This window comes from Bradyrhizobium diversitatis (assembly GCF_016031635.1).
Classification (GTDB): Bacteria; Pseudomonadota; Alphaproteobacteria; order Rhizobiales; family Xanthobacteraceae; genus Bradyrhizobium; species Bradyrhizobium diversitatis.
In genome coordinates this window covers 64,483-89,679 of record NZ_JACEGD010000003.1, presented here as the reverse complement: position 1 = coordinate 89,679, position 25,197 = coordinate 64,483, and the positions used below count along the sequence as shown (strand labels likewise).

The following is a 25,197-nucleotide window of genomic DNA, read 5'->3' as shown; positions in this document are numbered from 1 at the left end:
ACATCGGATGTTCAAGGTGCGCGTGATCCCCTGCCTCGACGTCAAGGACGGTCGCGTCGTCAAGGGCGTCAACTTCGTCGATCTGCGCGATGCCGGCGATCCCGTCGAAGCCGCGATCGCCTATGATGCCGCCGGCGCCGACGAGCTCACCTTCCTCGACATCACCGCGACCCATGAGAACCGCGGCATCATGCTGGACGTGGTCCGGCGCACGGCGGAGGCCTGCTTCATGCCCGTCACCGTCGGCGGCGGCGTGCGCGAGGTCAACGACATCAAGACGCTGCTGCGCGCCGGTGCCGACAAGGTCTCGATCAACAGCGCCGCCGTGGCGCGGCGCGAGTTCGTCAAGGAAGCTGCTGAAAAATTCGGCGAGCAGTGCGTGGTGGTCGCGATCGACGCCAAGCGCGTCAAGCGCCCGGGCGGTGACCGCTGGGAGATCTTTACCCATGGCGGGCGCAACTCGACCGGCATCGACGCGATCGAATATGCCCAGGAAGTGGTCTCGCTCGGCGCCGGTGAGATCCTGCTCACCTCGATGGATCGCGACGGCACCCGGCAGGGGTTCGACATTCCGCTGACCCGTGCGATCGCCGACAGTATTCCCGTTCCCGTGATCGCCTCCGGCGGCGTCGGCAATCTCGACCATCTCGTCGACGGTATCCGCGACGGGCACGCCACGGCCGTGCTGGCCGCCTCGATCTTCCATTTCGGGGAATTCACCATCCGCGAAGCCAAGGAGCACATGGCGCGGCGGGGACTCCCCATGCGCCTGGATGCCTGACGACTCCTGTACTCAAGAATGCTAGATTGGCGGATGGCCGCCGTGGCCCTGTGCGTTTCCGAGTAAGTCCGATGCCGCGTTTCACGATCCATGATCTGGCCGAGACCATCGATGCCCGCGCGGCCTCGGGTGGCGAAGCCTCCTATACCCGCAAGCTCCTCGACAAGGGCGCCGAGCATTGCGCCAAGAAGTTCGGCGAGGAAGCAGTCGAAACCGTAATCGCTGCAGTCGAAAACGATCGCGCGCATCTGATCGCTGAAAGCGCCGACCTGCTCTATCATTTCCTTGTGCTGCTCAAGGTACGCGGCGTAAAGCTGGAGGAGGTCGAAGCCGCGCTGGACAAGCGTACGAATATGTCAGGGTTGGAAGAAAAGGCGTCGCGCAAGAGCGGCAGCTAGCCGAAGTGGAGAGGTCGCGTTATGGATATCCGCGCACCCGAGCAGCAGTATAATCCGTACCGCGTCTATACGCGCGAGCAGTGGGCGCGCCTCCGCGACGATACGCCGATGACGCTGGAGCCGGGTGAATTCGACCGGCTGCGCTCACTGCACGACCGCCTCGATCTCCAGGAAGTCGAGGACATTTATCTTCCGCTGTCGCGCCTGTTGTCGATCTATGTCGACGCCATGCAGCGCCTGTATTACGCAGAGCGCCAGTTCCTCAACATCAGGGATCGCAAGGTCCCCTACATCATTGGCGTCGCCGGCTCGGTTGCGGTCGGGAAATCCACCACGGCACGCGTTCTTCAGGCCCTGCTGGCGCGCTGGTCGCCGCGGCCGAAGGTCGAGCTGATCACCACCGACGGATTCCTCTATCCCAACGCAGTGCTCGAGCGGCACGGCATGATGCAGAAGAAGGGTTTTCCGGAAAGCTACGATCTGCCCCTGCTGCTCAGCTTCCTCTCCGACATCAAGGCCGGCCGCCGCCACGTGCGCGCGCCGGTCTATTCGCATCTGACCTACGACATCGTGCCGAACCAGTGGGCCGAGATCGACCAGCCCGACATCCTGATCGTCGAGGGCGTCAACGTGCTGCAAACCGGCAAGCTGCCGCGTGACGGCAAGGCAGTGCCTGTTGTCTCCGACTTCTTCGATTTCTCGGTCTACATCGATGCCGACGAGGCGGCACTGCGGCAATGGTACATCAAGCGCTTCCTGGCGCTGCGCGACACCGCATTCACCAATCCAAGATCCTACTTCAACCGCTACGCGTTGCTGTCGGACGAGGAAGCCACCGCCACCGCGATCGCGATCTGGGAACGCACCAACCTCGCCAATCTCGAGGACAACATCCTGCCGACCCGTCCCCGGGCGACGCTGATCCTGAAGAAGGGCGCCGACCATACGGTGGAGAGCGTGGCGCTCAGGCGGCTGTGATCGCGTGCGAGCGGCAAATATCGAGCTCAGTATCTTTTGATGCAGACTAACTAGGGGTATTGGGTTATGGCCTTCGAACACGCGAGGGGGCCATGGTTGATCGTCTCAGAAGCGCTGCGGAACAGCTCGAAGCGCCAATATGCCCGGACTGCCACATTGAGATGAAGTGGTATCGCTCGGAGCTGCTTGCAGACGAGCCGGTCCCGGTCATCGCACATCTCTTCGCCTGCCCCCATTGCAAGCGCGTAGCCCAAACCGAGACGATCTTCAGGGGGAGCGAAGGTCCGCCCGGCCGACTTTCGGCCCCCCGTTTCCGCGCTTACGCCGCATAGCAGTCGTTGCGCCAGAGGGTCTCGGGCCTGCGCGGGTGGCCGGCGGGCGCGCGTAGTGGAGTGCGTGCCACGGGCGCGGGATAATCGTAACATTTATTGGAACCAGTATCCTGCCAATCCGTTGATTGGGCCCGTCGCTCGCCCCGCAGCCTGAGGATCCGTATGAGCCAAACGCCGCTTGACGAGCTCGATGACGGCCGTCGTCTCGAGCTCCTGGTCAACGCGATCGTGGACTACGCGATCTTCATGCTCGATACCGACGGCACCGTGCGGAGCTGGAACTCGGGGGCCGAGCGTCTCAAGGGCTATTCTGCCCGGGACATCATCGGCACGTCGTTTTCGGTGTTCTACACGCCTGAGGATCGGGCGGCGGGCCTGCCAGCGAGGGCGCTGGCGACAGCGCGCGAGACCGGGCGCTTCAATTCCGAGGGCTGGCGCGTGCGCAAGGACGGCAGCCGGTTCTGGGCGCTCGTCGTCCTCGACTCCATCAAGGACGAGCAGGGCCGCCTGATCGGCTTTGCCAAGGTGACGCGGGACATCACCGAACGGCAGCAGGCGCACACGGAGCTGCTCGAGAGCGAGCGGCGGTACCGTCGGCTGATCGAGGCCGTGATCGACTATGCCATCTTCCAGCTCGATCCCGAGGGCAACGTCGCCACCTGGAATCCCGGGGCCCAGCGCATCAAGGGCTATGCTCCACTGGACATCATCGGCCAGCATTTCAGCCGATTCTACACGCCGGAAGACGTCGCAAGCGGAGTTCCCAAGCGGGCGTTGGAAGAAGCGCGCGAGCACGGCCGCTTCGAGGCGGAAGGCTGGCGCATGCGAAAGGACGGAACGCGCTTCTGGGCGTCGGTCATCATCGATCGGATCGTCGGCGAGGCCGGCGAGATCATCGGATTTGCCAAGGTCACGCGCGATCTCACCGAGCGCAAGCGTGCGCAGGACGAGCTCAAGCAGGTCCAGGAGCAGTTGATCGCGTCCCAGAAGCTCGAGGCCGTCGGGCAGCTCAGCGGCGGCATCGCGCACGACTTCAACAACCTGCTGATGATCGTGCTGGGCAACATCGAGACCGCCGAGCGCAACGCCCGTCAGCTCGCCGGAACAGCCAACCTCCAGCGTGCTCTGAGCCATGCCAAGCGAGGCGCCCAGCGCGCGGCAGCGCTCACCAGCCGGCTTCTCGCCTTCTCGCGCCGGCAGGCGCTCGATCCCAAGCCGATCAACGTCAACAACTTCCTCAGCAACATGCAGGACTTCCTGCAGCGAACGCTCGGCGAGCGCATCGAGGTCGAAACCGTCGGCAGCGCGGGACTCTGGCAGATCGAAGCCGACGCCAACCATCTGGAGTCCGCCATCATCAATCTCGCGATCAATGCGCGCGACGCCATGCCCGACGGCGGCAAGCTCACGGTGGAGGCCGTGAATGTCTCGGCTGACGATGATTACAGCCGTGTCAATCCGGAGCTGTCGCCCGGCCAGTACGTCGTGGTTTGCGTGACCGACACCGGAAGCGGAATGTCGAGCGAGGTGCTCGATCACGCCTTCGAGCCCTTCTTCACGACAAAAGAGCCGGGGCACGGGACCGGGCTCGGTCTCAGCCAGGTCTATGGGTTCGTCAAGCAATCCGGCGGCCATGTGAAGATCTACAGCGAGGTCGGCCACGGCACGAGCATCAAGATGTATTTCCCGCGCTACCTCGGCACACGCCAGGCGCCCGTCAACGAGCCCGAGGACGTGCTGCCGGAAGGCGAGAAGATCGAGACCATTCTCGTCGTCGAGGATGATTCCGATCTCCGGACCTATGTATGCGACGTCCTGCGCGACCTGAACTATCGCATCCTGGCTGCACCGAGCGCCCAGGGAGCCCTGACCATCCTCCTCCAGGAGGAGCCGAAAGTGAATCTGCTTCTGACCGATGTCGTGATGCCCGGGATCAACGGTCGTGAGCTCGGCAGGCGGGCGCAGCAGATACGGCCGGGACTGAAGGTTCTCTACATGACCGGATATTCAAGGAACGCCGTCGTTCACCAGGGCCGCCTGGATGAAGGCGTCGATATTCTCGAGAAGCCGGTCTCGCAGGCGAAGCTGGCGCTTCGTGTGCGTGAGATCCTGGACCGGCCGGTCAAGGAATGAAGCTTACTCAATGAAGCTTACTTGCGGGCCTCCTGTCGCGCTTTCGAGCTCATGAAGATTTGCCACGCCGTCAGAAACATCGCGGCAACGAGCGGGCCGATGACGAAGCCGTTCGCTCCGAAGCTCGCAAGTCCGCCCAAGGTGGCAAGCAGCACGACGTAGCTCGGCATCTGGATCGACTGGCCGACCAGGATCGGGCGGAGGAAATTGTCCGCAAGGCCAATCACGAAAGTGCCGAAAGCGAGCAGAATGAGACCCTTCGTCACGGCGCCTGACACGAGCAAATAGAGTGCGACCGGAACCCAGATCAGGGCGGAGCCCAGCACGGGCAGGAGCGAGACCAGCGCCATGAGCGCGCCCGCCAGCAGCGGCGCAGTCAAGCCGAGCAGCCAGAAGATGAGCCCGCCAAGCGCCCCCTGTATCAGCGCGACGAGAACGATCCCCTTGATCGTTCCGCGAACCGCGAGGGTGAACGCATCGAGGATCTCGGCGGTCTGGCTCGGACGCAGCGGGAGTGCGTCGCGCATGCGTGCGCTCAGGTCTTCGCCGTCGCGCAGCAGGAAGAACAGCAGGTACAGCATCACGAGCAGGCTTGCGACGAACTCCAGCGTCAACTGGCCGATGTTGAGCGCATGTCCGGCCAGCTGTTGGCCGGCTGGGACGACCAGACCCGACAGGCGTTCCTTCAGGGCCGAAAGATCCATGCGGGCCAGGCGGTCTGACAGCGAAGCAGCCCAGCCAGGCAGTGCGGATCGCAATTGCTCCAGGGGATGAGCGAAACTGATCTCTCCGCTCTGAACGCGCTGATACAGCTCCCCGCCCTGGTCGACGAGCGAAGCGATGACGACCGCCACCGGGATCAGGACCATGACGATCACGACGACGACAGTGAACAATGCGGCAAGGTTGTGCTTGCCCGGGAGGGTTTTCAGGGCGCGCCGATAGAGGGGTGCGAAGATGATGGCCAGCAGGATGGCCCACAACAATGCGCCGGAGAATGGCCAAAGCACCCACCCGAACGCAACGGAGATCGCGGCAAGCAAGATGAGGAATGAGCGGTCTTCTGATGTTCTCACGTCGTCGCCAGCCTTTCGGTCGCTCGTCACAGGACCTCCGTACCACAACATCGTGGCGGAGCGGCAAGTCACGGCTGGATGCCAGGCCCCTCACCTGCCTGCTCTCGCGTTCCAGTCCGCAAGCTTGATGCGCCCCGCGAAGGTGGCGGGGCCGGAGCCGTTGGCCTTGTAGACGAAGGCTTCGCCTTCCTGCACGTCGCCGGCTTCCTTGCCGAAGGCATCGGCGATGTTCGTCTTGTGGGTGACCAGGAACGTGTTGGTGCCTGGCTTCGGCGGCGCATCGACGAGCAGGCGCACGGCCTGCCCGGCCTTTGCATTGGCACCGGTCGGGTTTGCCATTCCCGATGCGCTGGCATTGCTGCTGTCCGTGAGCGCATCGACCGGCTTGACCTCGCGGCCGGAGATCAACCTGCCGGCCTCGACCGCGCGGTTCAGCCTGCTGGTGTAGACATCGCCGATCGGGATCGCCTGCTCCCTGATCGCCGTCCCGATCTGGCGCGCCATGTCCCTGCCCTTGTCGCTGAGCTGACGCTGGGCGCTCATGTCGTCGAACTTGAACGGGTAGACGTCCTTCTGGCTGTCGTCGGTCGCGGTGTGCCGGAAGATCAGGACGTAACCGCCTTGCTTGAGCGACGAGATGAGGTCCGGCGTATCGGCTGCGACATGCCGGGAGATTCCAGCGAGGAGCGCAATAAGCGCGAGGCGGCAAAGCACGTTCATGCGCAAATCCTCTTTTGCAAATGCCCCCGGAGGATGGTGACGCGCAACGCGCTCGATTTCAATTAGCGATTGCCGGCGGGGATCGGGTTCCCGTGATCCGGGACTGCCAGATGCCGCGATGCGGCCAGCCCGGCCAGCGCCTCGTCCAGCTTCTCGCGGTCGAGCGGCTTGATCAGAAATCCGTTCATGCCCGCCTCGAAGCAGGCATGGCGGTCCTCCGCCAGCGTGTTGGCGGTGAGCGCCAGGATCGGGGTGTGCCGACCGCCCAAGTGACTACCCAAGCCGGCCTCATGCGCGCGGATGCGTTTTGTCGCCTCGATGCCGTCGAGCTGCGGCATCTGAATGTCCATCAGCACGAGATCGTAGGGCGTGCCGGCGGATGAGGCGGCGAGCCAGGATTCCAGCGCGGCCTCGCCATGGACGGCGATGACGACGCGGTGACCGAGCTTGGTCAGCAGCGAGCGCATCAGCAATGCGTTGATCTCGTTGTCTTCGGCGACGAGGATCGACAGGCTCTTCGCCAGCGCTGTACCGGTGGATGCGGCCGGCGGCTCCGGCGCGAGATCGGGCGAGGCGACCTCCGGCGTCAGGGCGAGGCGGGCGGCGAGCGATGCGGCTCGCAGCGGCTTCATCAGAAAGCCGGTGAAGGCCGGCGACAGCTTCTCGTGGCGCGAGCTCGACGTCAGCAGCACGAGGCGCTGCGAGGCATGCGCGCGGGCCGCGTCACCCAGATGGTCGGCAATGGCAGGGCCGATCGCGCGATCGATCAGCACCGCGTGCCATGAGCGTTCCGGCAGCAGTGCTTCGGCGACCGCCGCATCCGCAACCAGGCAGGTCTGGCCGCCCCAGCGCGCAAGGCGCCGCGCGATCAACGAGGCCTCGATGCCGTCGGCGACGAGGAGCATCGACTTGCCGGTGAGGTCGGGACTCGGAAATGCAGTCTGTCCGGCGCCGGCCTGCGACGGCGGAAGCGGCACCGCGACCTCGAAGGTCGAGCCCCTGCCCGGCTCGCTCGTGAGCGTGATCCGGCCGCCCATGCGCTTGACGATGCGTTCGCTGATGGCAAGGCCGAGCCCGGTGCCGCCATAGGTGCGGGCAATGCGCTGGTCGGCCTGCTCGAATTCGCGAAATATGCGCTGCTGGGCTTCGGCTGCGATGCCGATGCCGGTATCGCGGACCAGGAAGCTGATCTCGTTCGGCCAGATGCCGGGCTCGACGATCAGCGCAACGCCGCCGCCCGTGGTGAACTTGATGGCGTTGCCGGCGAGGTTGAGCAGCACCTGGCGCAGCCGCGCGGCGTCGCCGATCACCTCGATCGGCAGGCGCTCGTCGACATAGGCGGCGATCTCGAGCGTCTTCGCTTGCGCGCGCGGCGCGAGCAGCTCGGTGATCTCCTCGACCAGGGTCGAGAGCGCGAAGGGACGTTGATCGAGGTCGAGCTTGCCGGCCTCGATCTTGGAATAGTCCAGCAATTCCTCGATCAGCGCCATCAAGGCTTCGCCCGAGGTCTTCACCGCCCTGGCATAGGTCGCCTGCTCCGGCGTCAGATTGGTGTCGAGCAGGAGGCCGCCCATGCCGATGATGCCGTTGAGCGGCGTGCGGATCTCGTGCGAGGCCATCGCGAGGAAGCGCGACTTGGCGCGGTTGGCGGCATCGGCCTGGTCCCGCGCATCGGACAGCGCGCGTTCGGTCTCGGTGCGGTCGGTGACGTCGCGTCCCACGCTCTGCAGTTCGGCGGGCTGTCCGGCGTCGAGCCGGACATAGCCCTCGCGCCAGGCGATCCAGCGCGCGCCGAGCGGGGTTGCGATCTTCTGGTCGTGGATGCGCGTACCGTTGCTCTCGCGGGCGCTGTCGCCCTGCTCCAGCACGTCGAAATCGAAGTGCGTGCCGACAAGTGCGCCGCGCGCCCGTCCTGCCAGCGCGCAATAGGCCTCGTTGGCAAAGGTGATGCGGCCGTCCGTGTCGCGCAGCACGATGAGGTCGCCCTGCTGCTCGAACAGGCTGCGGGCGCGTTCTTCCGCTTCCTTCAGCTCCCAATTGCGGTCGATCAGGGCCTCATTGTGGGCGGCGAGCGTGCGCAGCCGCCTGTCGACGAAGCGCAGGCGCATGCTCAGCGTCGCAAGGCCGAGGCAGGCGAGCGCGAACAGGAAGCTCGCGCCGATCGCAAAGGCGTGGGGATCGTAGGCGGAATTCTCCGAGCGGCTGCCGGACACGAAACCATAGGCGCCGCCGAAGGTCGCCGAGAAGATCATGAAGGAGCGGATCGCGAAGGCAATGCGGGGGTGCTGCCGCTTGAAGCGGCGCATGCGCACCTTGATCCGGAACGTCCGACCCATCGCCACCGACCCGACTCTCTTGCTCGAAACCTGTGATCGCCGGCTGCCAAGATGTCGCGCCGACCTTGCGAACAGTTTGCGGCCTGGGCCCCGCCTTCCGACAGGGTTGACGGGATGTTAACGGCTCAGAGCGAGGCGGCCTGGAGCTGGCGGTGGCCGCCGCGGGCGCCGACGATCAGCGCCGCCGCCTCGCGCTGCGAGAAGGTCTTCGAGCGCACATAGATACGGTAATCCGCCGGTCCTTCGCTGGAGAGATAGACCACCGGCCCGCCGTCGACGGGCTGTGCGGCAATCGAGATCAGCCGTGTCGAGGGGGTGAGCTCGCAGGAGTCCGGCTCGGAGCCGAGGCCGTCGTCCACCACGGTGAAGTCCGCGGCGTCCGCGTCATCGGTGATCTGGACCCGCACCGTGGCCTTCGCGGGATCGTCGGTGAAGGCGACATGCACATTGGCGGTCCAGAACAGGGATGTGAGCTCGACCGTGGTGTCGCTGAGCGCGATGCAGGGATGCGAGACCGATCCGATCTCGGCACGGGCGAACACCGCAGCCGCCAGCAGGGGAACAACCGAGGCCAGGATCTTGAAACGCAACATGACACTCTACTCGCCGGGCCCGTCAGGAACTCTCGATACGAAACGCGCGGGCCTTATGGTTTGCAGAGCGTAAAGGAAAATCGTTACCGCCGGGTTGATGCGCGATGCGCTCACGCCATCTGGCGCACATCCTCCGCGAGTGCGCGGTAGGACAGCGCTTCGGCCAGATGCAGCCGGCCGATCTTGTCCGCATGATCGAGGTCGGCAAGCGTGCGCGCCACCCGCAGCACGCGGTGATAGCCGCGCGCCGACAGCCGCATGGTCTCGGCGGCATCGCGCAGCAGCTTGGCGCCTTGTGCATCCGGCTTTGCGATCTCCTCCAGCACCGAGGCGGGCGCCTCGGCATTGGTGCGGATCTTGGGCAGGCCGGCATCCGCATAGCGTGCGAGCTGGATGTCGCGCGCCGCCGCCACGCGTGCGGCGACCTCGGCGGAGCCTTCCGCCGGCGGCGGCAGGATCAGGTCCGCCGCGGTCACGGCCGGCACCTCGATGCGCAGATCGATGCGGTCCATGAGGGGACCGGAGATGCGCGCCTGGTAGTCGCCAGTGCAGCGGTCGATGCGGCCGCGCTTGCAGGCATAGCCGGGCTCGAACGCATTGCCGCAGCGGCAGGGATTCATCGCTGCGACCAGCATGAAGCGGGCAGGGTAGGTGACGCGGTGATTGGCGCGCGATACCGCGACCTCGCCGTTCTCCAGCGGCTGGCGCAGCGAATCCAGCACGCGCGGATCGAACTCCGGCAGCTCGTCGAGGAACAGCACGCCCTGATGCGCCAGCGAGATCTCGCCGGGCTTGGCGCGCATGCCGCCGCCGGTGAGCGCGGCCATGCTGGCGGAATGATGCGGCGCGCGGAACGGCCGCCGCGCCGTCAGCGCGCCGCCTTCGATCTCGCCGGCGACGGAGGCGATCATCGAGACCTCGAGCAGCTCGCCCGGCGACAGCGGCGGCAGGATCGAGGGCAGACGCGCCGCCAGCATCGATTTGCCGGCGCCGGGCGCGCCGATCATCAGCAGGTGATGCCCGCCGGCGGCCGCGATCTCCAGCGCGCGCTTGGCGCTTTCCTGGCCCTTGATGTCGCGCAGGTCGAGCGTGGAGGCGGGGGCCTCGTGCACCTTTGGCGAGGGCCGCGACAGCACCTGGGTGCCCTTGAAATGGTTGGCGATCTGGATCAGCGAACTCGCCGCGATGATCTGGATGTCCGGGCTCGCCCAGGCCGCCTCGGAGCCGCAGGCCGCCGGGCAGATCAAGCCTTCCTCGCGCGCATTGGCGCCGATCGCGGCGGGCAAGACACCGGCCACCGGTGCGATCGAGCCGTCGAGGCCGAGCTCGCCGAGAACGGTGAAGCCGGTCAGTGCATCCGGCGGGATCGCGCCGATCGCCGCCATCAGCCCGAGCGCGATCGGCAGGTCGTAATGGCTGCCTTCCTTCGGCAGGTCGGCCGGTGCCAGATTGACGATGATCCGCCGCGCCGGCAGCGCCAGCCCCGAGGCGATCAGCGCCGAGCGCACCCGCTCGCGCGCCTCCGACACCGCCTTGTCCGGAAGCCCGACGATGGCGAAGGCCGGCAGCCCAGGGGCGACCTGCACCTGCACGTCGACCGCACGGGCCTCGATCCCCTCAAAGGCGACGGTAGAAACCCGCTGAACCATGCTCAAACCAGCCTGCCCCTTTCGTGCAATTAGGGGTAGCAGAGGGCGGCCGCTTTCGCAAGAACAATACGGGAACGCTCTCCGACGCCTGCGCAGGCCCTAACGAGACGTAAACGTGACGCGAAGACTACGTCTCGAATGCTCCCTTCTGTCCTCAGCACATTCCAACGAATGTCCGTTACTCCTGGGCCTGCGGGATGGGCCGTGATCTAACGGGTGAACAGTTCAAATGCTTGCAAATCGCCGGAGAAGCGAACGTCGGGTGTGCAGCCGGCTCGCCAAGATTCATTTTGGCGCGGGCTCGCTGCCGCGGGATTGCACGATCACGGATATTTCGGATGGGGGTGTGAAAGTGGTGGCGGAATTCCTGGAAGTGCCGCCGCAATTCACCATCATCTTCGCGCCCGACTATTCCCGCCAATGCCGCCTGCGCTGGCGCATCGGCTGCGAGTTCGGCGCTGAATTCGTGGACTAGGCCGCAGGGGCCGCCTCCTTAACGGGACTTTAGCGTTAATGGGTCAGCATCTCTGATCAGTTGCCGAGTGATCAGAGTATGTCCAAGCGTCCGTCCCTCGCCCCTCCGGCGAGATTCCTGCTTCCCGCAATCCTGGTGCTCGGCCTCGGCGGCTGTCAGACGACGGGCCTCGAGGACGTCACCGGCGCGCTCGGTGGCAAACCGGAAACAGCCGGCAAGGCCGACGCCCGGCCGGACATGGACGCATTGCGCGAGCGCTATCGCGCCAGGCCCGGCGATCCCTCCGTTGCGCTCGCCTACGGCAAGGCGCTGCGCGAGACCGGCCAGCGCGCGCAGGCGGTCGCGGTGCTGGAGCAGGCCGTGCTCGGCCATCCCAGCAACAAGGCGCTGCTCGCCGGCTATGGCCGCGCGCTCGCCGATAGCGGCAATTTCCAGCAGGCCTTCGACGTTCTCAGCCGTGCGCATACGCCTGAGGATCCGGACTGGCGCATCTTGTCGGCGCAGGGCGCGGCGCTCGATCAGCTCGGCCGCAACGAGGAGGCGCAGCAATATTACGCCGCGGCGTTGAAGATCGTGCCGAACGAGCCGACCGTGCTGTCCAATCTCGGCCTGTCCTATGTGCTGCAAAACAATCTGCCGAAGGCCGAACAGGTGCTCGGCCGCGCCTATCAGCGCAATCAGAACGATCCGCGGGTTCGTGCCAATCTCGCGCTCGTGCTGGGATTGCAGGGCCGCGAGGCCGAAGCCGAAATACTCGTGAAGGCCGATCTGCCGCCCGATCAGGCGGCGGCCAAGGTCACGGCGTTGCGCCAGTTGCTGGCGAAGAAACAGCAAAGGGCGGACAAATAGTCCGCCCTCTTCCGATCTTTGCGATTCCCGTTCTTTACGACGCCTTGCGATGCGGGGCCGACGCGCGCCCCGACCGGCCCTTCAGCTTCTTCAGGAGCGGCTCGAGCAGCGAGCGCTTCGGCTTCTTCACCTCGCCGCGGCCGGCGAGGCGGTTCGCCATGTTCTGGAACAGAAGGGTGGTGCGGTGGGTCTTGGCGACCTCGGCGATCATCTGGCCGTTATTGGCAGCGGTCGAGAACAGCTTCGAATCGAACGGGATCACCGCGATCGGCTGACTCTCCATGGTCTTGGCGAAGGCCTTGACCTCGATCTCCGCGCGCTTGTGCATGCCGACCTGGTTGAGGCAGTACAGCGGCGGGCGATCATTGGGGCGTGCCGCCTTCAGCACGGTCAGCATGTTCTTGGTGTTGCGCAGGTTCGCGAGATCGGGCTCGGCCACGATCACGATGTCGTCGGCGTTGACCAGCGCGCGCCGCGTCCAGCCGGACCATTGATGGGGAACGTCGAGCACGATGCAGGGCGTGGTCATGCGCAGCGTGTCGAACACCGCATCGAAGGCTTCGGTACCGAAATCATAGACGCGGTCGAGCGCAGCCGGTGCCGCCAGCAGGCTGAGGCGATCGGTGCATTTGGCGAGCAGGCGTTCCATCAGCGCCGTGTCCGGCCGGTCCTGCGACAGCACCGCATTGGCGATGCCCTGCACCGGATCCTGGTTGTAGTCGAGGCTCGCCGTGCCGAAGGCGAGGTCGAGATCGATCACGACGGAATCGAGCGCGAGGTCCCGGGCGATGGTCCAGGCCACATTGTGCGCGACGGTGGACGCACCGACGCCGCCCTTGGCGCCGACCACGGCGATGACGCGGCCGGTGATGATGGCCTCGGAAGCCGAGAACAGGCTGCAGATCGAGCGAACGACGTCGAGTGTCTCGACCGGGCCGACCACGTAGTCGTTGACGCCGCGGCGCACCAGCTCGCGATAGGGCGCGGTGTCGTTGGGGTTGCCGATCACGACCACGCGGGTGCCGGGATCGCAGACGCCGGCGAGGTCGTCCAGGCCCTCGAGGATGTCGCGCGTGCCGTCGGACTCGATGACGATCACGTTCGGCGTCGGCATCGATTCATAGACCTCGATCGCCGCGGCGAGGCCGCCGTCCTTGGCGGTGAGGTGGGCCTTGGCGAGCCGGCGGTCCTCGCCCGCCGCGGTCACCGCCTTGAGCGTCTGCTCGGTCTCGCAAAAGGCTTGCACGGAAATGCGAGGAACCGGTGCAATGTGTTCCTCGGGGTGCCGCGGATCGTCCGCTTCTTCGTCGTCGAAGCTTGTCATCTGCCGGTGTCGCTGAGTTTGGCCTTGTCGGATTCGGGATAGGCGGTCGCGGTCGTCGTGCCCTTGCGATAGCGTTCGAACGCGATGTTGCGCCGTGCGGTATAGGCGGGCGTCTCGGCGCGCGGCTGCTCGAGATCGGCCGGGTTGTCGACCATGGCCGCGAGATTGCGCTGGGTGGCGCAGCCCAGATTGAAATAGGGCCGGTTCTCGTTGTAGCCGGGGTCGAGGATGGAGGGGCCGACGTCTTCCGGCCACAGCCCGCAGGGTCCGGCGACGGCCGCGATCTTCGAATAACTCAGGCGGATGGTGGGCAGCAGCCCGGGATCCTCGGGGCGGTAGGGATGCTGGACGATGGCACGCGACGGCACGCCGCCCGACGCCAGCACGGAGCGGATTTCCTGGTAGGTCGCAGCAGCCGCGCGCGAATTGGCGCTGTCGACGGGCACGTCGACGACGACGGAGCCGGTGCCTTCGCGCGCCCAGTCCCGCGCGATGCCCGCGACATCCGAATGCTGTGCGGCCGAGAGGCCGCCTCGTGCCTTGCCGACGAAAATCACAATCGACTTCTTGCCTTCCTGCACCGCGATCGGGTGGCGCTGGCGATAGTCGGTCGGCACCGTCTGGGTGACGATCTCGGTGGTGTTGCAGGCGCCGAGCATGACGGAGATCCCCGCCAGTGCCAGCACCACGCCCAGATTGCGACGTCGATCGGCTGTCGTCTTCGTCATCGCCTCATCCCCTCCTGCCCCAATTCCTGCACCGGTCCCCACGCCGCGCGTTCGTCTCAGTCGATGATGAAGCCGAAATCACCCGGCGTGCCGCTGATCGGATCGACGCGGCGCGCGATGCCATAGAGGCGGTTCATGCGGCCGAGCAGCGCCGTCTGCGCATCCGAGGCCGGCGCGAAGCCGTCGTCGGGCCGCGACAATTCCTTCTGGGCGACCGCGCGGACCACATAGGGCGTCACGATCACCATCAGCTCGGTCTCGTTGTTGACGAAGTCCTGGCTGCGGAACAGCGCGCCGATGATCGGCAGCTGGTCGACGCCGGGCAGGCCGTTGATCGCCTGCTTGGTCTGCTGCTGGATCAGGCCGGCCATCGCCATCGAGCCGCCCGAGGGAATTTCCAGCGTGGTCTCGGCGCGGCGGGTCTGGATCGACGGGATGGTGATCGAGCTGGTCTGGCCCGCGGACACTGCTTGCGTCACGGAGATGGCGTTCTGACTCGACAGCTCCGAGACTTCGGTCATCACGCGCAGGCTGATACGTCCCTCGCTGAGCACGACCGGCGTGAAGTTCAGGGAGATGCCGAACTTCTTGTAGGTGATCTGGGTGGTACAGACATGGGTGACCGGATCGCAGGAATAGCCCGCAGGGATCGGGAATTCGCCGCCGGCAATGAAGGTGGCGGACTCGCCGGAGATCGCCGTCAGGCTCGGCTCGGCCAGGGTCCGCATCACGCCGGCGCTTTCCATCGCGCGCATCGTGGCATTGACCGTGGCCACGCCTTTTGCGAGCCCGGTGACACCGAGCCCGTTGCTGCTGACGAGCGGGCCGCCGGAGATCGAGAACGGGTTGGAGTTGTTGAAGTTCACCACCGCGGTGCCGGCATTCAGGCTGGCGCTGAGATCGACGCCGAGCTGCTTGACGATGTCGCGGCGCACTTCGCCGACGACGACCTTGAGCATCACCTGGTCGCGGCCGCGCACGACGATGTTGTTGACGACCTTCTCGGCGCCGCCGACGAGCTTTGCGGCGACGTCGCCGGCCTGCTGGGCCTCGACCGGGCTCGACACCGAGCCGGTCAGCATCACGCTGTCGCCGACGCCTTCGACCTGTACGCCCGGCAAGGACTGGCGCAGCGCCGCGCGCATGCCGTTGAGATCGCGCTTCACGGCGATGTCGTAGGAGGCGACCTGTTGGCCGTCGGCGGTGAAGAACACGACGTTGGTCTGGCCGACCTGGCCGCCGATGATATAGGCGCGCTGCGCCGAGCGGATCACCGCGTTGGCGATCTTGGGGTCGGCCACGAGCACGTCCTTGACCTCGCGCGGCAGGTCGATGACGACGGATTTGCCCACACCAAGCGAGAGAAATCGCGTCCTCGCCGCTGCGACCGTCGAGACCGGCGACACGCCGAGGTCGGGCGCTTGCATCGGCGCCTGGTCGCCGACCGGCGCATCCGCGGCGCTGACGGCGTCGGAGGCTGCGAGCAGCCCCAGCATCAACATCGTCCCCGCCAGGAACGAGCGCGCGCGCTTCCCCCGAATGCGCAGGCCCGTCCGATCGCCCCCGTAACTCATGCTATCCCCATCACTTCTGTGACGTCAGTTGTCGTGCCTGCACGCCGTAACGGATCACGTTCACGCCGCCCGGGCGTTTGACCGCCTGGTCCTCGGGCGTGCCCTCGAATGCGTTGGCATCGACGATGCTGCGCAGCGCGAGCGTCAACGTGCCGCCCTGGCGTGCGGCCGAGAGCGTTGCGACCTGGTCGGGCCTGAGCTCGAGCGTGACGGTCTTGCCGAGCACGGCGTTCTGGCCGTCCTTTTCCTTCGGCGCCTGGTCGATCGCGAGCACGCGGATGTTGGCGAGAATGACCTCGGACAAGATGAGGTCGTTGCCGCCGGTCGGGCCATCGCTGTTGCCGTCGGGATTCTTCAGGCGGCGGGTCAGGATGATGTCGACGCGGTCGTTCGGAAGGATGAAGCCGCCGGCGCCCGTTTCGGCTGAAATCTCGGTGGAGACGGCGCGCATCCCGGACGGCAGGATCGCGGCCATGAAGCCGGAGCCTTCGGCCTTGACCAGCTTCTGCTCGCGGATCGGCTCGCCCTGCATCAACGGCACGCGTGCGATCGAGCCGGCGATCTGGGTCTGCGCGTCGGGCCTGCCGTCGCGGCGGATGAAGGCGCTGCTCGCCGTCGCGGCCGGCCAGGCTTGCCATTGCATATCATCTGGCTTTACGGCCTGGCCGAGCTGGATATCGTTCTTCGCGACGAGCACCTCGACCGTCGGCAGCTTTTCGGCGACGGGAGGGGCAGGCGCGGGATTGTTGTCGAAGCCGCTCGCCAGATACGCAGCGACGCCGCCGGCGCCCAGTGCGATGACGAGAACGACAATGCGTGCGGTGTTCATGCGCCTCTACTCTTACGCGGGGCACTCGAACTGCACGTGGCGTGTTCCCCCGCGTCGATGAGTAGGGAGCAAAAGTATAAGGGGTGTTGCGAGGCCGAATGCGATCGCCGGCCGCGATGCTGGTTTTCGGCGGATGGTGAACGCGGCGTTATTCGATTGGCCAGCGGCTCCGTAGTTTCACGCAGACCGCGCACGCGATCGAATGCGGCGCGTGGGCGTCATGGTGAACGGGTGGTTAGTGGTGGGCTCGGAAGCCGCGTCGCATCCGCGATAACCGCCCACGGTCCGTCATCCCCGCGCAATGGCGAAGCCATTGTCGCTGGAGGTGCGAGGCACGCGATGCGAATGCATGGCATGCGGAGCCTCGAAGGATGCACGGCCCCGGTGCTGCAGAAGGGCCGTCGCCCTTCGAGGGCCGCTGAAGAAGCGGCCACCTCGGGGTGACGGTGATGGAGCGGTTACGAAGTGACGGTCTTACTTCTTCCGCTTCTGCTCGATCACGTCCCAGATCCTCGCCGCAACGTCAGGGCCGCCGAGCCGCGAGATGGCGCGGATGCCGGTCGGAGAGGTGACGTTGATCTCGGTGAGGTTGCCGTTGATGACGTCGATGCCGACGAACAGGAGGCCGCGCGCGCGCAGCGCCGGGCCGACGGTGGCGCAGATCTCGCGCTCGCGCGGGGTGAGCTCGGTCTCCTGCGCCGCGCCGCCGCGCACCATGTTGGAGCGGAGGTCGTCGGCGGCCGGCACGCGGTTCACCGCGCCGGCGAACTCGCCGTCGACCAGGATGATGCGCTTGTCGCCGTGCTTCACCTCGGGGATGAACTGCTGGATCACCCAGGGCTCCCTGAACGTCACCGAGAACATGTCGAACAGCGAGCCGAAATTCATGTCCTGCGGCATCACGCGGAACACCGCCGCGCCGCCATGGCCGTGCAGCGGCTTCATGACGACGGCGCCGTGCTTGTCGCGAAACGCGTTGATCTCATCCAGGTCGCGCGAGATCAGCGTCGGCGGCATCAGCTGCGGAAAATTCATCACGAACAGCTTCTCCGGCGCGTTGCGCACGGAGGCGGGATCGTTGACGACCAGCGTCTTCGGATGGATGCGCTCCAGGAAATGTGTCGAGGTGATGTAGGCGAGGTCGAACGGCGGGTCCTGGCGGAGCAGCACCACGTCAAAGCCGTTCAACGCTTCGCGCCTGGGCTCGCCCAATGTGAAGTGGTCGCCGGGCTCGTCGCGCACGGTCAGGAGCTGAACCGGCGCGACCAGCTCTTCGCCGACCATCGAGAGCTTGTCGGGCGTGTAATAGGACAGGCCATGGCCGCGCTTCTGCGCTTCCAGAAGCAGCGCAAAGGTGGAATCGCCCTTGATGTTGATGCGGGCGATGGGATCCATCTGGACGGCGACATTGAGTTTCATGATCTGCCTTTCAGGTCGAGGCGTCGAATGCCGCCAACACATGGCGCGGAAGCGAGCGCGGCGCAATCAGCATCGCGTCGAATCGCAATTCGAATTCGGCATGCTCGGGATGCGCTACGAGCCAGCCTTGCGCGGCGTCGATGATGCGCTGCTGCTGGCGCGGCGTCACGGCGAAAGCGGCGTCGTCCAGGCTCGCCCGCGCCTTGACCTCCACGAAAGCGATCAGGTTGCGGCGGCGCGCCACGATGTCGATCTCGCCATGCGGGGTGCGGTAGCGTTTGGCGAGGATGCGGTAGCCCTTGGCCATCAGATAGGCCGCGGCGCGGCTCTCCGCGGAAATGCCGGTGCGGAACGCGGCGACGCGCTCGGGCGAGGCGACCTTCGGTTCCCTGGGAGGCTCAGTCTTCGCCATCGCCGCCCCGAAGATCCTTTGCGAGCTCCAGCGCACGGGCATAGACCTCGCGGCGCGGCCGGCCCGACAGTGCGACCGCATGCGCCACGGCATCCTTGACGCTGTTTGCGGCAAGCTGCTCGCGCAAGAGTCCGTCGAGCGCGTCCGATTCCAGCACGTCGGCGTCCGCTGCGGGCGGGCCGATCACCAGAACGAACTCGCCGCGCGTCTCGGGCGCATCGGCCTGCCGCGCGAGCTCGGCGAGCGGCGCACGCCTGACCTCCTCGTGCAACTTCGTCAGCTCGCGGCAGACCGCGGCCTCGCGATCGCCCATGATCTCCGCGAGATCGTCCAAGGTGGCCTGCATCCGGTTGCCCGATTCGAACATCACCAGCGTCGCGTCGACGCGCGCAAGCTCGGCGAGGCGTGCGCGGCGCGCGGCGGATTTCGCCGGCAGGAAACCCTCGAAGAAGAAGCGGTCGGTCGGCAGCGCGGCGACGGACAGCGCGGCCAGCACCGAGGACGGGCCGGGCAGCGCGTGCACCCGATGGCCGGCGGCGCAGACCTCGCGCACCAGCTTGAAGCCGGGATCGGAGATCAGTGGCGTGCCGGCGTCCGACACCAGCGCGACCGAGCCGCCTCGCGCCAGAGCCTCGAGAATCTTCGGACGCGCCGCTTCCGCATTGTGCTCGTGATATTGCTTGAGCGTTGCTGCAATCGCATAGCGCTCGGTCAGGCGGCGCGTGATGCGGGTGTCCTCGCAGGCGATGACATCGACGCCGGCGAGCGTCTGAAGCGCCCGCAGGGTGATGTCGCCGAGATTGCCGATGGGTGTCGCGACCAGATAGAGACCCGGCGCGGCCTTCGGCGCCGCGAGCCGATGGGCATCGATGGAGAAACCGCGCGAGGCGGCGTCTTGAGCTTCAGACGTATTTATCGGGGCCGGCTTTGCGCACATAATGAAGCCAACTTAGGCACGATCCGCAGGGCTGGGAACCGGCTGGTCGAAAAAGATCGGGCCCAAGATCGTGCCCATATGGGGGGCGAGGAACGGACGGGAATGTGATCGGCCAGGATCACCTCGAGTGGGAATGAGGGCCATCGCGCCATATTCACGACGGAAACGCCGCCTTGATGCTGGATGAGCGACGGCGAACGGCTGCCGGAACGGGAGGGCGGTCGCGTTAAGCGGCTGTTATCCTTTTGTTTTGGTTAACTGTTTGCCGACAATATGCCTGAGTCCGCGGCCTGTGTCGCGGAAGGAATGTCGTGACCGGCCGGCAACGGCGGGTCAGAAGAGAAGCTGCCATGATGGGCCCGCGTCATCCAAAGTCTCTCGCTCCGGGATCCCGATCGTCGGGGGCCACCCGTCGGAGCGCGCTCGGCCTGCTGCTCGGTGCGCCCCTGCTGTCGGCCTGCGCCGGCGTGCAGCAGAGTCTCAGCCAGTTCTCCAACCCGTTCTCGAGTTCCGCGCCGCCGGCCCAGCCGGCGGGTCCGCAGCAACAGGCGACGACCGCCGGCACCGGCGGCGTGAAGGTAGGTCTGATCCTGCCGCTCTCAGCTGCCGGTAACGCCGGGCTCGCGGCGCAATCCATGCGCAACGCCGCCGAGATGGCGCTGGCCGAGTTCCAGAACCCGAACATCCAGCTCCTGATCAAGGACGACAATGGCAGCCCGCAAGGCGCGCAAGCCGGCGCGCAGCAGGCGGTCGACGAAGGCGCCGAGATCATCCTCGGGCCGCTGTTCGCGCAATCGGTGCCGGCGGTGGCGCAGGTCGCGCGCACGCGCGGCATTTCCGTCATCGCGTTCTCGACCGATTCCAGCATCGCCGGGCGCGGCGTCTATCTGCTCTCGTTCCTGCCGGAGTCCGACGTCAACCGCATCGTCGAATATTCCGCCAGCATCGGAAAGCGCTCTTTCGCCGTGCTGGTGCCCGACAACGCCTACGGCAATGTCGTCGAGGCCGCGGTGAAGGCGGCGGCGCCGCGGCGCGGCGGGCGCATCGTCGCCTTCGAGAAATACGGCGCCGATCGCGCCACGCCGGCACGCACCGTGGCGCAGCAGCTCGGCAGCGCGGACGCGCTGTTCATTGCCGATGACGGCGATGCGGTGGTCTCAGTGGCGGATGCGATGACGGCCGCAGGTGCCAATCTGCGCAACATCCAGCTGCTCGGCACCGGCCTGTGGGACAATCCGCGCGTCTATGCCAGCGCCGCGCTTCAGGGCGGGCTTTACGCCGCGCCCGACCCGGCCGGCTTCCGCGCCTTCTCCGGCCGCTATCGCACCAAATACGGCGCCGAGCCGATCCGCACCGCGACGCTCGCTTATGACGCCGTCGCGCTCGTCGCTGCGCTGGCGCGCACACAGGGTACGACGCGCTTTTCGTCCGACGTGCTCACCAACCCCTCCGGCTTTGCCGGCATCGACGGCCTGTTCCGCTTCCGCGCGGACGGCACCAATGAACGCGGCCTCGCGGTGATGAAGGTGACGCAGGGCGGCGGCGTTGCGGTTGCGGGCTCGCCGAAGAGTTTTGGGGCGTAGCGAGATGTGCTCCCTCGCCCCGCTTGCGGGGAGAGGGTTGGGGTGAGGGGAGTCTCCGCGGAGACGGTGAGAGTTGGATTCGTGGAGAGTCCCCCTCACCCGGAATCCGCGCGTTGCGCGCATTCGGGCCTCTCCCCGCAAGCGGGGAGGCGAAGAATTGTTACGCCGCCAGATCCGCGACCACGGCATCCAGCACCGGAAATCCGCTGCTGGTCACGCGCAGGCGGCCCGTCGGGTCCACCGTGATCGCGCCTTCCTCGCGCAGCAGCGCGATGCGGCGGGGGTCGAGCGGGCGGCCCGCGAGTGCTTTGTAGCGCTCGGGGTCGATGCCCTCGGCGAGGCGCAATCCCATCAGCAGGAATTCGTCGGCGCGCTCTTCGCTGTTGAGGAGCTCGTCGGTGACGACGCCGTGGCCGTTGGTTTCGACGCGCAGCAGCCAGGCCTCGGGACGCTTCTCGGTGGCGGTGGCGTGGCGCACGCCGTCGATGTCGAGGCGGCCGTGCGCGCCGGGGCCGATGCCGGCATATTCCTCGCCGCGCCAGTACACCAGATTGTGCCGGCACTCGGCGCCGCGCCGGGCGTGATTGGAGATCTCGTAGGCGGGCAGACCCAGTCTGTCGCAGGTCTCCTGCGTGACGTCGTAGAGAGCGCGCGCGACCGCTTCATCCGGCGTCTTCAATTTGCCGGCCTGGTGCAGGCCGAAGAACGGCGTGCCTTCCTCGATCGTCAATTGATAGAGCGACAGATGCTCGGCCGCCTCATCGATTGCGAGACGCAACTCGTCGGCCCACATCGCCGGCGTCTGGTCGGGACGGGCGTAGATCAGGTCGAACGAATAGCGGTCGAACGAGCGGCGTGCGATGGCGACCGCATCGAGCGCCTCGCGCGCGCTGTGCATGCGGCCGAGCGCCTTCAGCGAGGCATCGTCGAGCGCCTGCACGCCAAGCGAGACGCGGTTGACGCCGGCAGTGCGATAGCCGGCGAAGCGCGTGGCCTCGACGCTGGTCGGGTTCGCCTCCAGCGTGACTTCGACATCGCCTGCGACGGTCCAGTGCTGGCCGATCGCATCGAGCACGGCGCCGACCGTTGCGGGCTGCATCAGGGAGGGCGTGCCGCCACCGAGGAAGATCGAGGTGACCTCGCGGCCCGGCGCACGCTCTGCGGTGGTTGCGATCTCTCGCGCGAAGGCGGAAGCGAAGCGCGCCTCGTCGATCGCGGCGTGGCGAACGTGGCTGTTGAAGTCGCAATAGGGGCACTTCGACAGGCAGAACGGCCAGTGCACGTAGACGCCAAAGGCTTTAGATTCCTGTTTTGACGCGTTGTCCTGGCGCGAACCGGTGTCCACTTCGCTCGAAAACGCTCTAGCGCGGCTCAAGGCAGATCTCCGCCAGTTTCACGAAGGCGCGGGCGCGGTGCGACAGGCCGAGCCCGAGCGGCGGCAGGCCGTGCTTCTCGATGCTCTCCATCTCGCCGAAGGTGCGGTTGTGGCCGTCGGGCAGGAACATCGGGTCGTAGCCGAAGCCGGCAGTCCCGCGCGGCGGCCAGACCAGCGTGCCGTCGACGCGCGCCTCGACCTGTTCGAGGTGATCGTCGGGCCAGGCGACGCAGAGTGCCGAGACGAAATGCGCCCTGCGCTTGTCTGGCGTGGTGGCGCCGCGCTCCTGCAACAGGCGCTCGATCTGCGCCATCGCCGCGTTGAAATCCTTGGAAGGGCCGGCCCAGCGCGCGCTGTAGATGCCGGGCGCGCCGTCGAGCGCATCGACCACGATGCCGGAATCATCGGCGAAGGCGGGAAGCCTGGCTGCTTGCGCCGCCGCGATCGCCTTGATCGCGGCGTTGCTGCGGAAATCGCTGCCGGTCTCGTCCGGCTCGGACAGGCCGAGCTCTCCCGCCGACACCGCCTCGATGCCGTACGGCGCAAGCAGCTCCCGCATCTCGGCGAGCTTGCCGGGATTGTGGGTGGCGATGACCAGCTTGTCCGTGATTCGGCGGTGCATGGCTTATTGACTACGCCACAGCTAGTTTCTGCAAGTCCACCAGACGCGCGACGCCCTTGCGGGCCAGCGCCATCAGCGCCAGCAGCTCGGCTTCGGTGAACGGCTCGCGTTCCGCGGTGCCCTGCACCTCGATGATGCGGCCATCGCCGGTCATGACGAAATTGGCGTCGGTCTCGGCCTCGGAATCCTCGGCGTAGTCGAGGTCGAGCACCGGCGTGCCGTTGTAGATGCCGCAGGAGATCGCGGCGACGTTGTCGCGCAGCACGTTGGCCTTGACCATGTTCCGCGCCTTCATCCAGTTGACGCAGTCGGCGAGTGCGACCCAGGCGCCCGTGATCGAGGCCGTGCGCGTGCCGCCGTCGGCCTGGAGCACGTCGCAATCGACCGTGATCTGGCGCTCGCCGAGCGCTTCGAGATTGATGATGGTGCGGAGCGAGCGGCCGATCAGGCGCTGGATCTCGACGGTGCGGCCGCTCTGCTTGCCGGCGGAGGCCTCGCGGCGGGTCCGTTCCGAGGTCGCGCGCGGCAGCATGCCGTATTCGGCGGTGACCCAGCCGCGGCCCTGGCCCTTCAGCCACGGCGGCAGGCGGTCCTCCAGCGTGGCGGTGACCAGCACATGGGTGTCGCCGAATTTCACCAGGCACGAACCTTCCGCATATTTCACCACGCCGCGCTCCAGCGTCACGGGGCGCAATTCGTCGGGCGCACGGCGGCTTGGCCGCATGGGAAATCCTCCAAAACTCACGGGAAAAGGCTGCTCGCGGTGCTTGTAGGTGCGGCGGGGATGGGCGGCAAGGCTTTTTCACCCCCTGATTTCGCGGCCGCAAACACCACGCTTGTCAGAAGTGCCCGGGATAGACAAATTACGAGTATCTGAGAGGAGTTACCGTCTGTGGCCCATCACGATCCGATCCATCTGATCGCGCCGCGCGCAGGCCTTGCCCAGCTCAACGAGCGTTCCCGCGACATCTTTCGTCAGATTGTCGAAAGCTACCTCGCGACCGGCGAGCCTGTCGGCTCGCGTAACATTTCCCGCCTGATCGCCATGCCGCTGTCGCCGGCCTCGGTCCGTAACGTCATGGCGGATCTGGAACAGCTCGGCCTGATCTATGCCCCGCACACCTCCGCCGGCCGGTTGCCGACGGAACTCGGCCTGCGCTTCTTCGTCGATGCCCTGATGCAGGTCGGCGACCTCAACGAGGCCGAGCGGCAGTCGATCCAGAGCCAGCTCTCCTCGGTCGGCGAGGCGCAGTCGGTCGAGGCGGCGCTGGACGAGGCCTTGATGCGGCTCTCCGGCCTCACCCGGGCCGCCGCCGTCGTGTTGACGCCAAAATCCAATGCGCGGCTGAAGCACATCGAATTCGTCCGCCTGGAACCCGAGAAAGCGCTGGTCATCCTCGTCGGCGAGGACGGCCAGGTGGAAAACCGCGTGCTGGCGCTGCCGCCCGGGGTTCCCTCCTCGGCGCTCACCGAAGCCGGGAATTTCCTCAATGCGCGGATCCGCGGCCGCACCCTGGCCGAGGCGCGGCTCGAGCTTGAGACGGCCCTTGGAGAGGCCCGTGCCGAACTCGATCAGCTGACGCAGAAAGTTATCTCGGCCGGCATCGCCAGCTGGTCCGGCGGCGAGAACGAGGATCGCCAGCTCATCGTCCGCGGCCATGCCAATCTGCTCGAAGATCTGCATGCGCTGGAGGATCTGGAGCGCGTTCGCCTGTTGTTCGACGACCTCGAGACCAAGCGCGGTGTGATCGACCTGCTCGGCCGCGCCGAGACCGCCGAGGGCGTGCGCATCTTCATCGGCAGCGAGAACAAGCTGTTCTCGCTGTCGGGGTCCTCCACCATCATCTCGCCCTATCGGGATGCCGCCGGCCACATCGTCGGCGTTCTCGGCGTGATCGGGCCGACGCGGCTGAATTATGCCCGCGTGATCACGACCGTGGACTACGCCGCCCGCATCGTCAGCCGCCTCTTGGGGGGCTGACCGGCGCCTCCTCCGATCACAGGCGCTTGATTTTCGCAAGCTAAGGCACGATATCCGGGCCAACAATCCCTGGAAACGAGTTCGAGATTAGAG

23 protein-coding genes are annotated in these 25,197 nt (G+C 66.4%); 8 read left to right on the top strand and 15 right to left on the bottom strand.

Annotated features, from left to right (window positions below):
* The first annotated feature begins 7 nt into the window (after positions 1-7).
* From hisF to H1B27_RS03405, 4 genes are all read left to right on the top strand, one after another.
* Entirely contained in the window at positions 8-781 is a 774-nt protein-coding gene (hisF, locus tag H1B27_RS03420; protein WP_061023640.1) for an imidazole glycerol phosphate synthase subunit HisF, read from the top strand.
* Between the two features lie 71 nt (positions 782-852).
* Positions 853-1,179: a phosphoribosyl-ATP diphosphatase gene (locus tag H1B27_RS03415; protein ID WP_028180742.1), complete on the top strand. Its 327-nt coding sequence runs from the start codon at positions 853-855 to the stop codon at positions 1,177-1,179.
* Positions 1,180-1,200: 21 nt separating this feature from the next.
* Positions 1,201-2,157 carry a type I pantothenate kinase gene (gene coaA, locus H1B27_RS03410; protein ID WP_061880030.1) on the top strand — a complete coding sequence of 319 codons (957 nt, stop codon included), beginning with the start codon at positions 1,201-1,203 and terminating at the stop codon, positions 2,155-2,157.
* A 494-nt stretch (positions 2,158-2,651) separates the two neighbouring features.
* Positions 2,652-4,622 (top strand): hybrid sensor histidine kinase/response regulator, encoded by a 1,971-nt coding sequence (locus H1B27_RS03405; protein WP_197965010.1) that lies wholly within the window; start codon positions 2,652-2,654, stop codon positions 4,620-4,622.
* A 17-nt stretch (positions 4,623-4,639) separates the two neighbouring features.
* Here H1B27_RS03405 and H1B27_RS03400 read toward each other — a convergent pair whose 3' ends face one another.
* From H1B27_RS03400 to H1B27_RS03380, 5 genes are all read right to left on the bottom strand, one after another.
* A complete protein-coding gene (locus tag H1B27_RS03400; RefSeq protein ID WP_197965009.1) occupies positions 4,640-5,698 on the bottom strand; it encodes an AI-2E family transporter in 1,059 nt (352 codons plus the stop codon).
* 90 nt (positions 5,699-5,788) lie between these two features.
* Complete coding sequence (locus H1B27_RS03395) at positions 5,789-6,418, bottom strand: histidine phosphatase family protein (RefSeq protein WP_197965008.1); 630 nt, start codon at positions 6,416-6,418, stop codon at positions 5,789-5,791.
* A gap of 62 nt (positions 6,419-6,480) precedes the next feature.
* The gene (locus tag H1B27_RS03390) at positions 6,481-8,754 is read right to left on the bottom strand and encodes a PAS domain-containing hybrid sensor histidine kinase/response regulator (RefSeq protein WP_197965007.1); all 2,274 of its coding nucleotides are present in this window, start codon (positions 8,752-8,754) and stop codon (positions 6,481-6,483) included.
* A 125-nt stretch (positions 8,755-8,879) separates the two neighbouring features.
* Entirely contained in the window at positions 8,880-9,347 is a 468-nt protein-coding gene (locus H1B27_RS03385; RefSeq protein ID WP_197965006.1) for a hypothetical protein, read from the bottom strand.
* A 110-nt stretch (positions 9,348-9,457) separates the two neighbouring features.
* Positions 9,458-10,996, bottom strand: coding sequence for a YifB family Mg chelatase-like AAA ATPase (locus H1B27_RS03380; protein ID WP_197965005.1), 1,539 nt, complete (start codon positions 10,994-10,996; stop codon positions 9,458-9,460).
* A 229-nt stretch (positions 10,997-11,225) separates the two neighbouring features.
* Here H1B27_RS03380 and H1B27_RS03375 point away from each other — a divergent pair, with 229 nt between their 5' ends.
* A complete protein-coding gene (locus H1B27_RS03375) occupies positions 11,226-11,471 on the top strand; it encodes a PilZ domain-containing protein (protein ID WP_018644993.1) in 246 nt (81 codons plus the stop codon).
* A gap of 78 nt (positions 11,472-11,549) precedes the next feature.
* Entirely contained in the window at positions 11,550-12,320 is a 771-nt protein-coding gene (locus H1B27_RS03370; RefSeq protein ID WP_197965004.1) for a tetratricopeptide repeat protein, read from the top strand.
* 34 nt (positions 12,321-12,354) lie between these two features.
* On the opposite strand, the gene H1B27_RS03365 is transcribed toward H1B27_RS03370, so the two are convergent.
* The 7 genes from H1B27_RS03365 to rsmI all read right to left on the bottom strand — a co-directional run bounded on the left by H1B27_RS03365 (position 12,355) and on the right by rsmI (position 19,543).
* Positions 12,355-13,644 (bottom strand): CpaE/TadZ family protein, encoded by a 1,290-nt coding sequence (locus H1B27_RS03365; protein WP_197965003.1) that lies wholly within the window; start codon positions 13,642-13,644, stop codon positions 12,355-12,357.
* Positions 13,641-14,372, bottom strand: coding sequence for a CpaD family pilus assembly protein (locus H1B27_RS03360; protein ID WP_197965002.1), 732 nt, complete (start codon positions 14,370-14,372; stop codon positions 13,641-13,643). Before H1B27_RS03360 ends, H1B27_RS03365 begins: the two co-directional genes overlap by 4 nt.
* A 56-nt stretch (positions 14,373-14,428) precedes the next feature.
* Positions 14,429-15,946 carry a type II and III secretion system protein family protein gene (locus H1B27_RS03355; RefSeq protein WP_197965001.1) on the bottom strand — a complete coding sequence of 506 codons (1,518 nt, stop codon included), beginning with the start codon at positions 15,944-15,946 and terminating at the stop codon, positions 14,429-14,431.
* Between the two features lie 10 nt (positions 15,947-15,956).
* Entirely contained in the window at positions 15,957-16,775 is an 819-nt protein-coding gene (cpaB, locus tag H1B27_RS03350; protein WP_197965000.1) for a Flp pilus assembly protein CpaB, read from the bottom strand.
* A gap of 474 nt (positions 16,776-17,249) precedes the next feature.
* Positions 17,250-18,194 carry a glutathione synthase gene (gene gshB, locus H1B27_RS03345; RefSeq protein WP_197964999.1) on the bottom strand — a complete coding sequence of 315 codons (945 nt, stop codon included), beginning with the start codon at positions 18,192-18,194 and terminating at the stop codon, positions 17,250-17,252.
* 10 nt (positions 18,195-18,204) lie between these two features.
* Positions 18,205-18,606 carry a YraN family protein gene (locus H1B27_RS03340; RefSeq protein ID WP_131870580.1) on the bottom strand — a complete coding sequence of 134 codons (402 nt, stop codon included), beginning with the start codon at positions 18,604-18,606 and terminating at the stop codon, positions 18,205-18,207.
* On the bottom strand, positions 18,593-19,543 hold the full coding sequence (rsmI, locus tag H1B27_RS03335) for a 16S rRNA (cytidine(1402)-2'-O)-methyltransferase (protein ID WP_197964998.1): 951 nt from the start codon (positions 19,541-19,543) through the stop codon (positions 18,593-18,595). The genes H1B27_RS03340 and rsmI overlap by 14 nt, the downstream gene beginning before the upstream one ends.
* A gap of 350 nt (positions 19,544-19,893) precedes the next feature.
* Here rsmI and H1B27_RS03330 point away from each other — a divergent pair, with 350 nt between their 5' ends.
* Positions 19,894-21,126, top strand: a complete 1,233-nt coding sequence (locus H1B27_RS03330) for a penicillin-binding protein activator (RefSeq protein WP_197964997.1) — start codon at positions 19,894-19,896, stop codon at positions 21,124-21,126.
* 160 nt (positions 21,127-21,286) lie between these two features.
* Here the strand turns inward: H1B27_RS03330 and hemW are convergent, their stop codons facing one another.
* Genes hemW through rph form a run of 3 tightly spaced genes read right to left on the bottom strand, consistent with a single transcriptional unit; the run spans position 21,287 to position 23,847 of the window.
* On the bottom strand, positions 21,287-22,471 hold the full coding sequence (gene hemW / locus H1B27_RS03325) for a radical SAM family heme chaperone HemW (protein WP_197965109.1): 1,185 nt from the start codon (positions 22,469-22,471) through the stop codon (positions 21,287-21,289).
* Positions 22,472-22,487: 16 nt separating this feature from the next.
* A complete protein-coding gene (gene rdgB / locus H1B27_RS03320; protein ID WP_194390646.1) occupies positions 22,488-23,123 on the bottom strand; it encodes an RdgB/HAM1 family non-canonical purine NTP pyrophosphatase in 636 nt (211 codons plus the stop codon).
* A 10-nt stretch (positions 23,124-23,133) separates the two neighbouring features.
* Positions 23,134-23,847, bottom strand: a complete 714-nt coding sequence (gene rph / locus H1B27_RS03315; RefSeq protein WP_028178946.1) for a ribonuclease PH — start codon at positions 23,845-23,847, stop codon at positions 23,134-23,136.
* A gap of 168 nt (positions 23,848-24,015) precedes the next feature.
* Here rph and hrcA point away from each other — a divergent pair, with 168 nt between their 5' ends.
* Positions 24,016-25,104 carry a heat-inducible transcriptional repressor HrcA gene (gene hrcA, locus H1B27_RS03310; RefSeq protein WP_061880012.1) on the top strand — a complete coding sequence of 363 codons (1,089 nt, stop codon included), beginning with the start codon at positions 24,016-24,018 and terminating at the stop codon, positions 25,102-25,104.
* Positions 25,105-25,197: the final 93 nt, after the last annotated feature.

Excerpts from the sequence above, each read along its gene's own strand:
- H1B27_RS03360 (WP_197965002.1), bottom strand. The coding sequence starts at position 14,372 with ATGACGAAGACGACAGCCGATCGACGTCGCAATCTGGGCGTGGTGCTG.
- H1B27_RS03365 (WP_197965003.1), bottom strand. The coding sequence starts at position 13,644 with ATGACAAGCTTCGACGACGAAGAAGCGGACGATCCGCGGCACCCCGAG.
- coaA (WP_061880030.1), top strand. The coding sequence starts at position 1,201 with ATGGATATCCGCGCACCCGAGCAGCAGTATAATCCGTACCGCGTCTAT.
- H1B27_RS03415 (WP_028180742.1), top strand. The coding sequence starts at position 853 with ATGCCGCGTTTCACGATCCATGATCTGGCCGAGACCATCGATGCCCGC.
- H1B27_RS03330 (WP_197964997.1), top strand. The coding sequence starts at position 19,894 with ATGATGGGCCCGCGTCATCCAAAGTCTCTCGCTCCGGGATCCCGATCG.
- rdgB (WP_194390646.1), bottom strand. The coding sequence starts at position 23,123 with ATGCACCGCCGAATCACGGACAAGCTGGTCATCGCCACCCACAATCCC.
- H1B27_RS03395 (WP_197965008.1), bottom strand. The coding sequence starts at position 6,418 with ATGAACGTGCTTTGCCGCCTCGCGCTTATTGCGCTCCTCGCTGGAATC.
- H1B27_RS03370 (WP_197965004.1), top strand. The coding sequence starts at position 11,550 with ATGTCCAAGCGTCCGTCCCTCGCCCCTCCGGCGAGATTCCTGCTTCCC.
- H1B27_RS03375 (WP_018644993.1), top strand. The coding sequence starts at position 11,226 with ATGCTTGCAAATCGCCGGAGAAGCGAACGTCGGGTGTGCAGCCGGCTC.
- H1B27_RS03390 (WP_197965007.1), bottom strand. The coding sequence starts at position 8,754 with ATGGGTCGGACGTTCCGGATCAAGGTGCGCATGCGCCGCTTCAAGCGG.
- gshB (WP_197964999.1), bottom strand. The coding sequence starts at position 18,194 with ATGAAACTCAATGTCGCCGTCCAGATGGATCCCATCGCCCGCATCAAC.
- rph (WP_028178946.1), bottom strand. The coding sequence starts at position 23,847 with ATGCGGCCAAGCCGCCGTGCGCCCGACGAATTGCGCCCCGTGACGCTG.
- hisF (WP_061023640.1), top strand. The coding sequence starts at position 8 with ATGTTCAAGGTGCGCGTGATCCCCTGCCTCGACGTCAAGGACGGTCGC.
- H1B27_RS03355 (WP_197965001.1), bottom strand. The coding sequence starts at position 15,946 with ATGAGTTACGGGGGCGATCGGACGGGCCTGCGCATTCGGGGGAAGCGC.
- H1B27_RS03405 (WP_197965010.1), top strand. The coding sequence starts at position 2,652 with ATGAGCCAAACGCCGCTTGACGAGCTCGATGACGGCCGTCGTCTCGAG.
- cpaB (WP_197965000.1), bottom strand. The coding sequence starts at position 16,775 with ATGAACACCGCACGCATTGTCGTTCTCGTCATCGCACTGGGCGCCGGC.
- H1B27_RS03340 (WP_131870580.1), bottom strand. The coding sequence starts at position 18,606 with ATGGCGAAGACTGAGCCTCCCAGGGAACCGAAGGTCGCCTCGCCCGAG.
- rsmI (WP_197964998.1), bottom strand. The coding sequence starts at position 19,543 with ATGTGCGCAAAGCCGGCCCCGATAAATACGTCTGAAGCTCAAGACGCC.
- H1B27_RS03380 (WP_197965005.1), bottom strand. The coding sequence starts at position 10,996 with ATGGTTCAGCGGGTTTCTACCGTCGCCTTTGAGGGGATCGAGGCCCGT.
- H1B27_RS03385 (WP_197965006.1), bottom strand. The coding sequence starts at position 9,347 with ATGTTGCGTTTCAAGATCCTGGCCTCGGTTGTTCCCCTGCTGGCGGCT.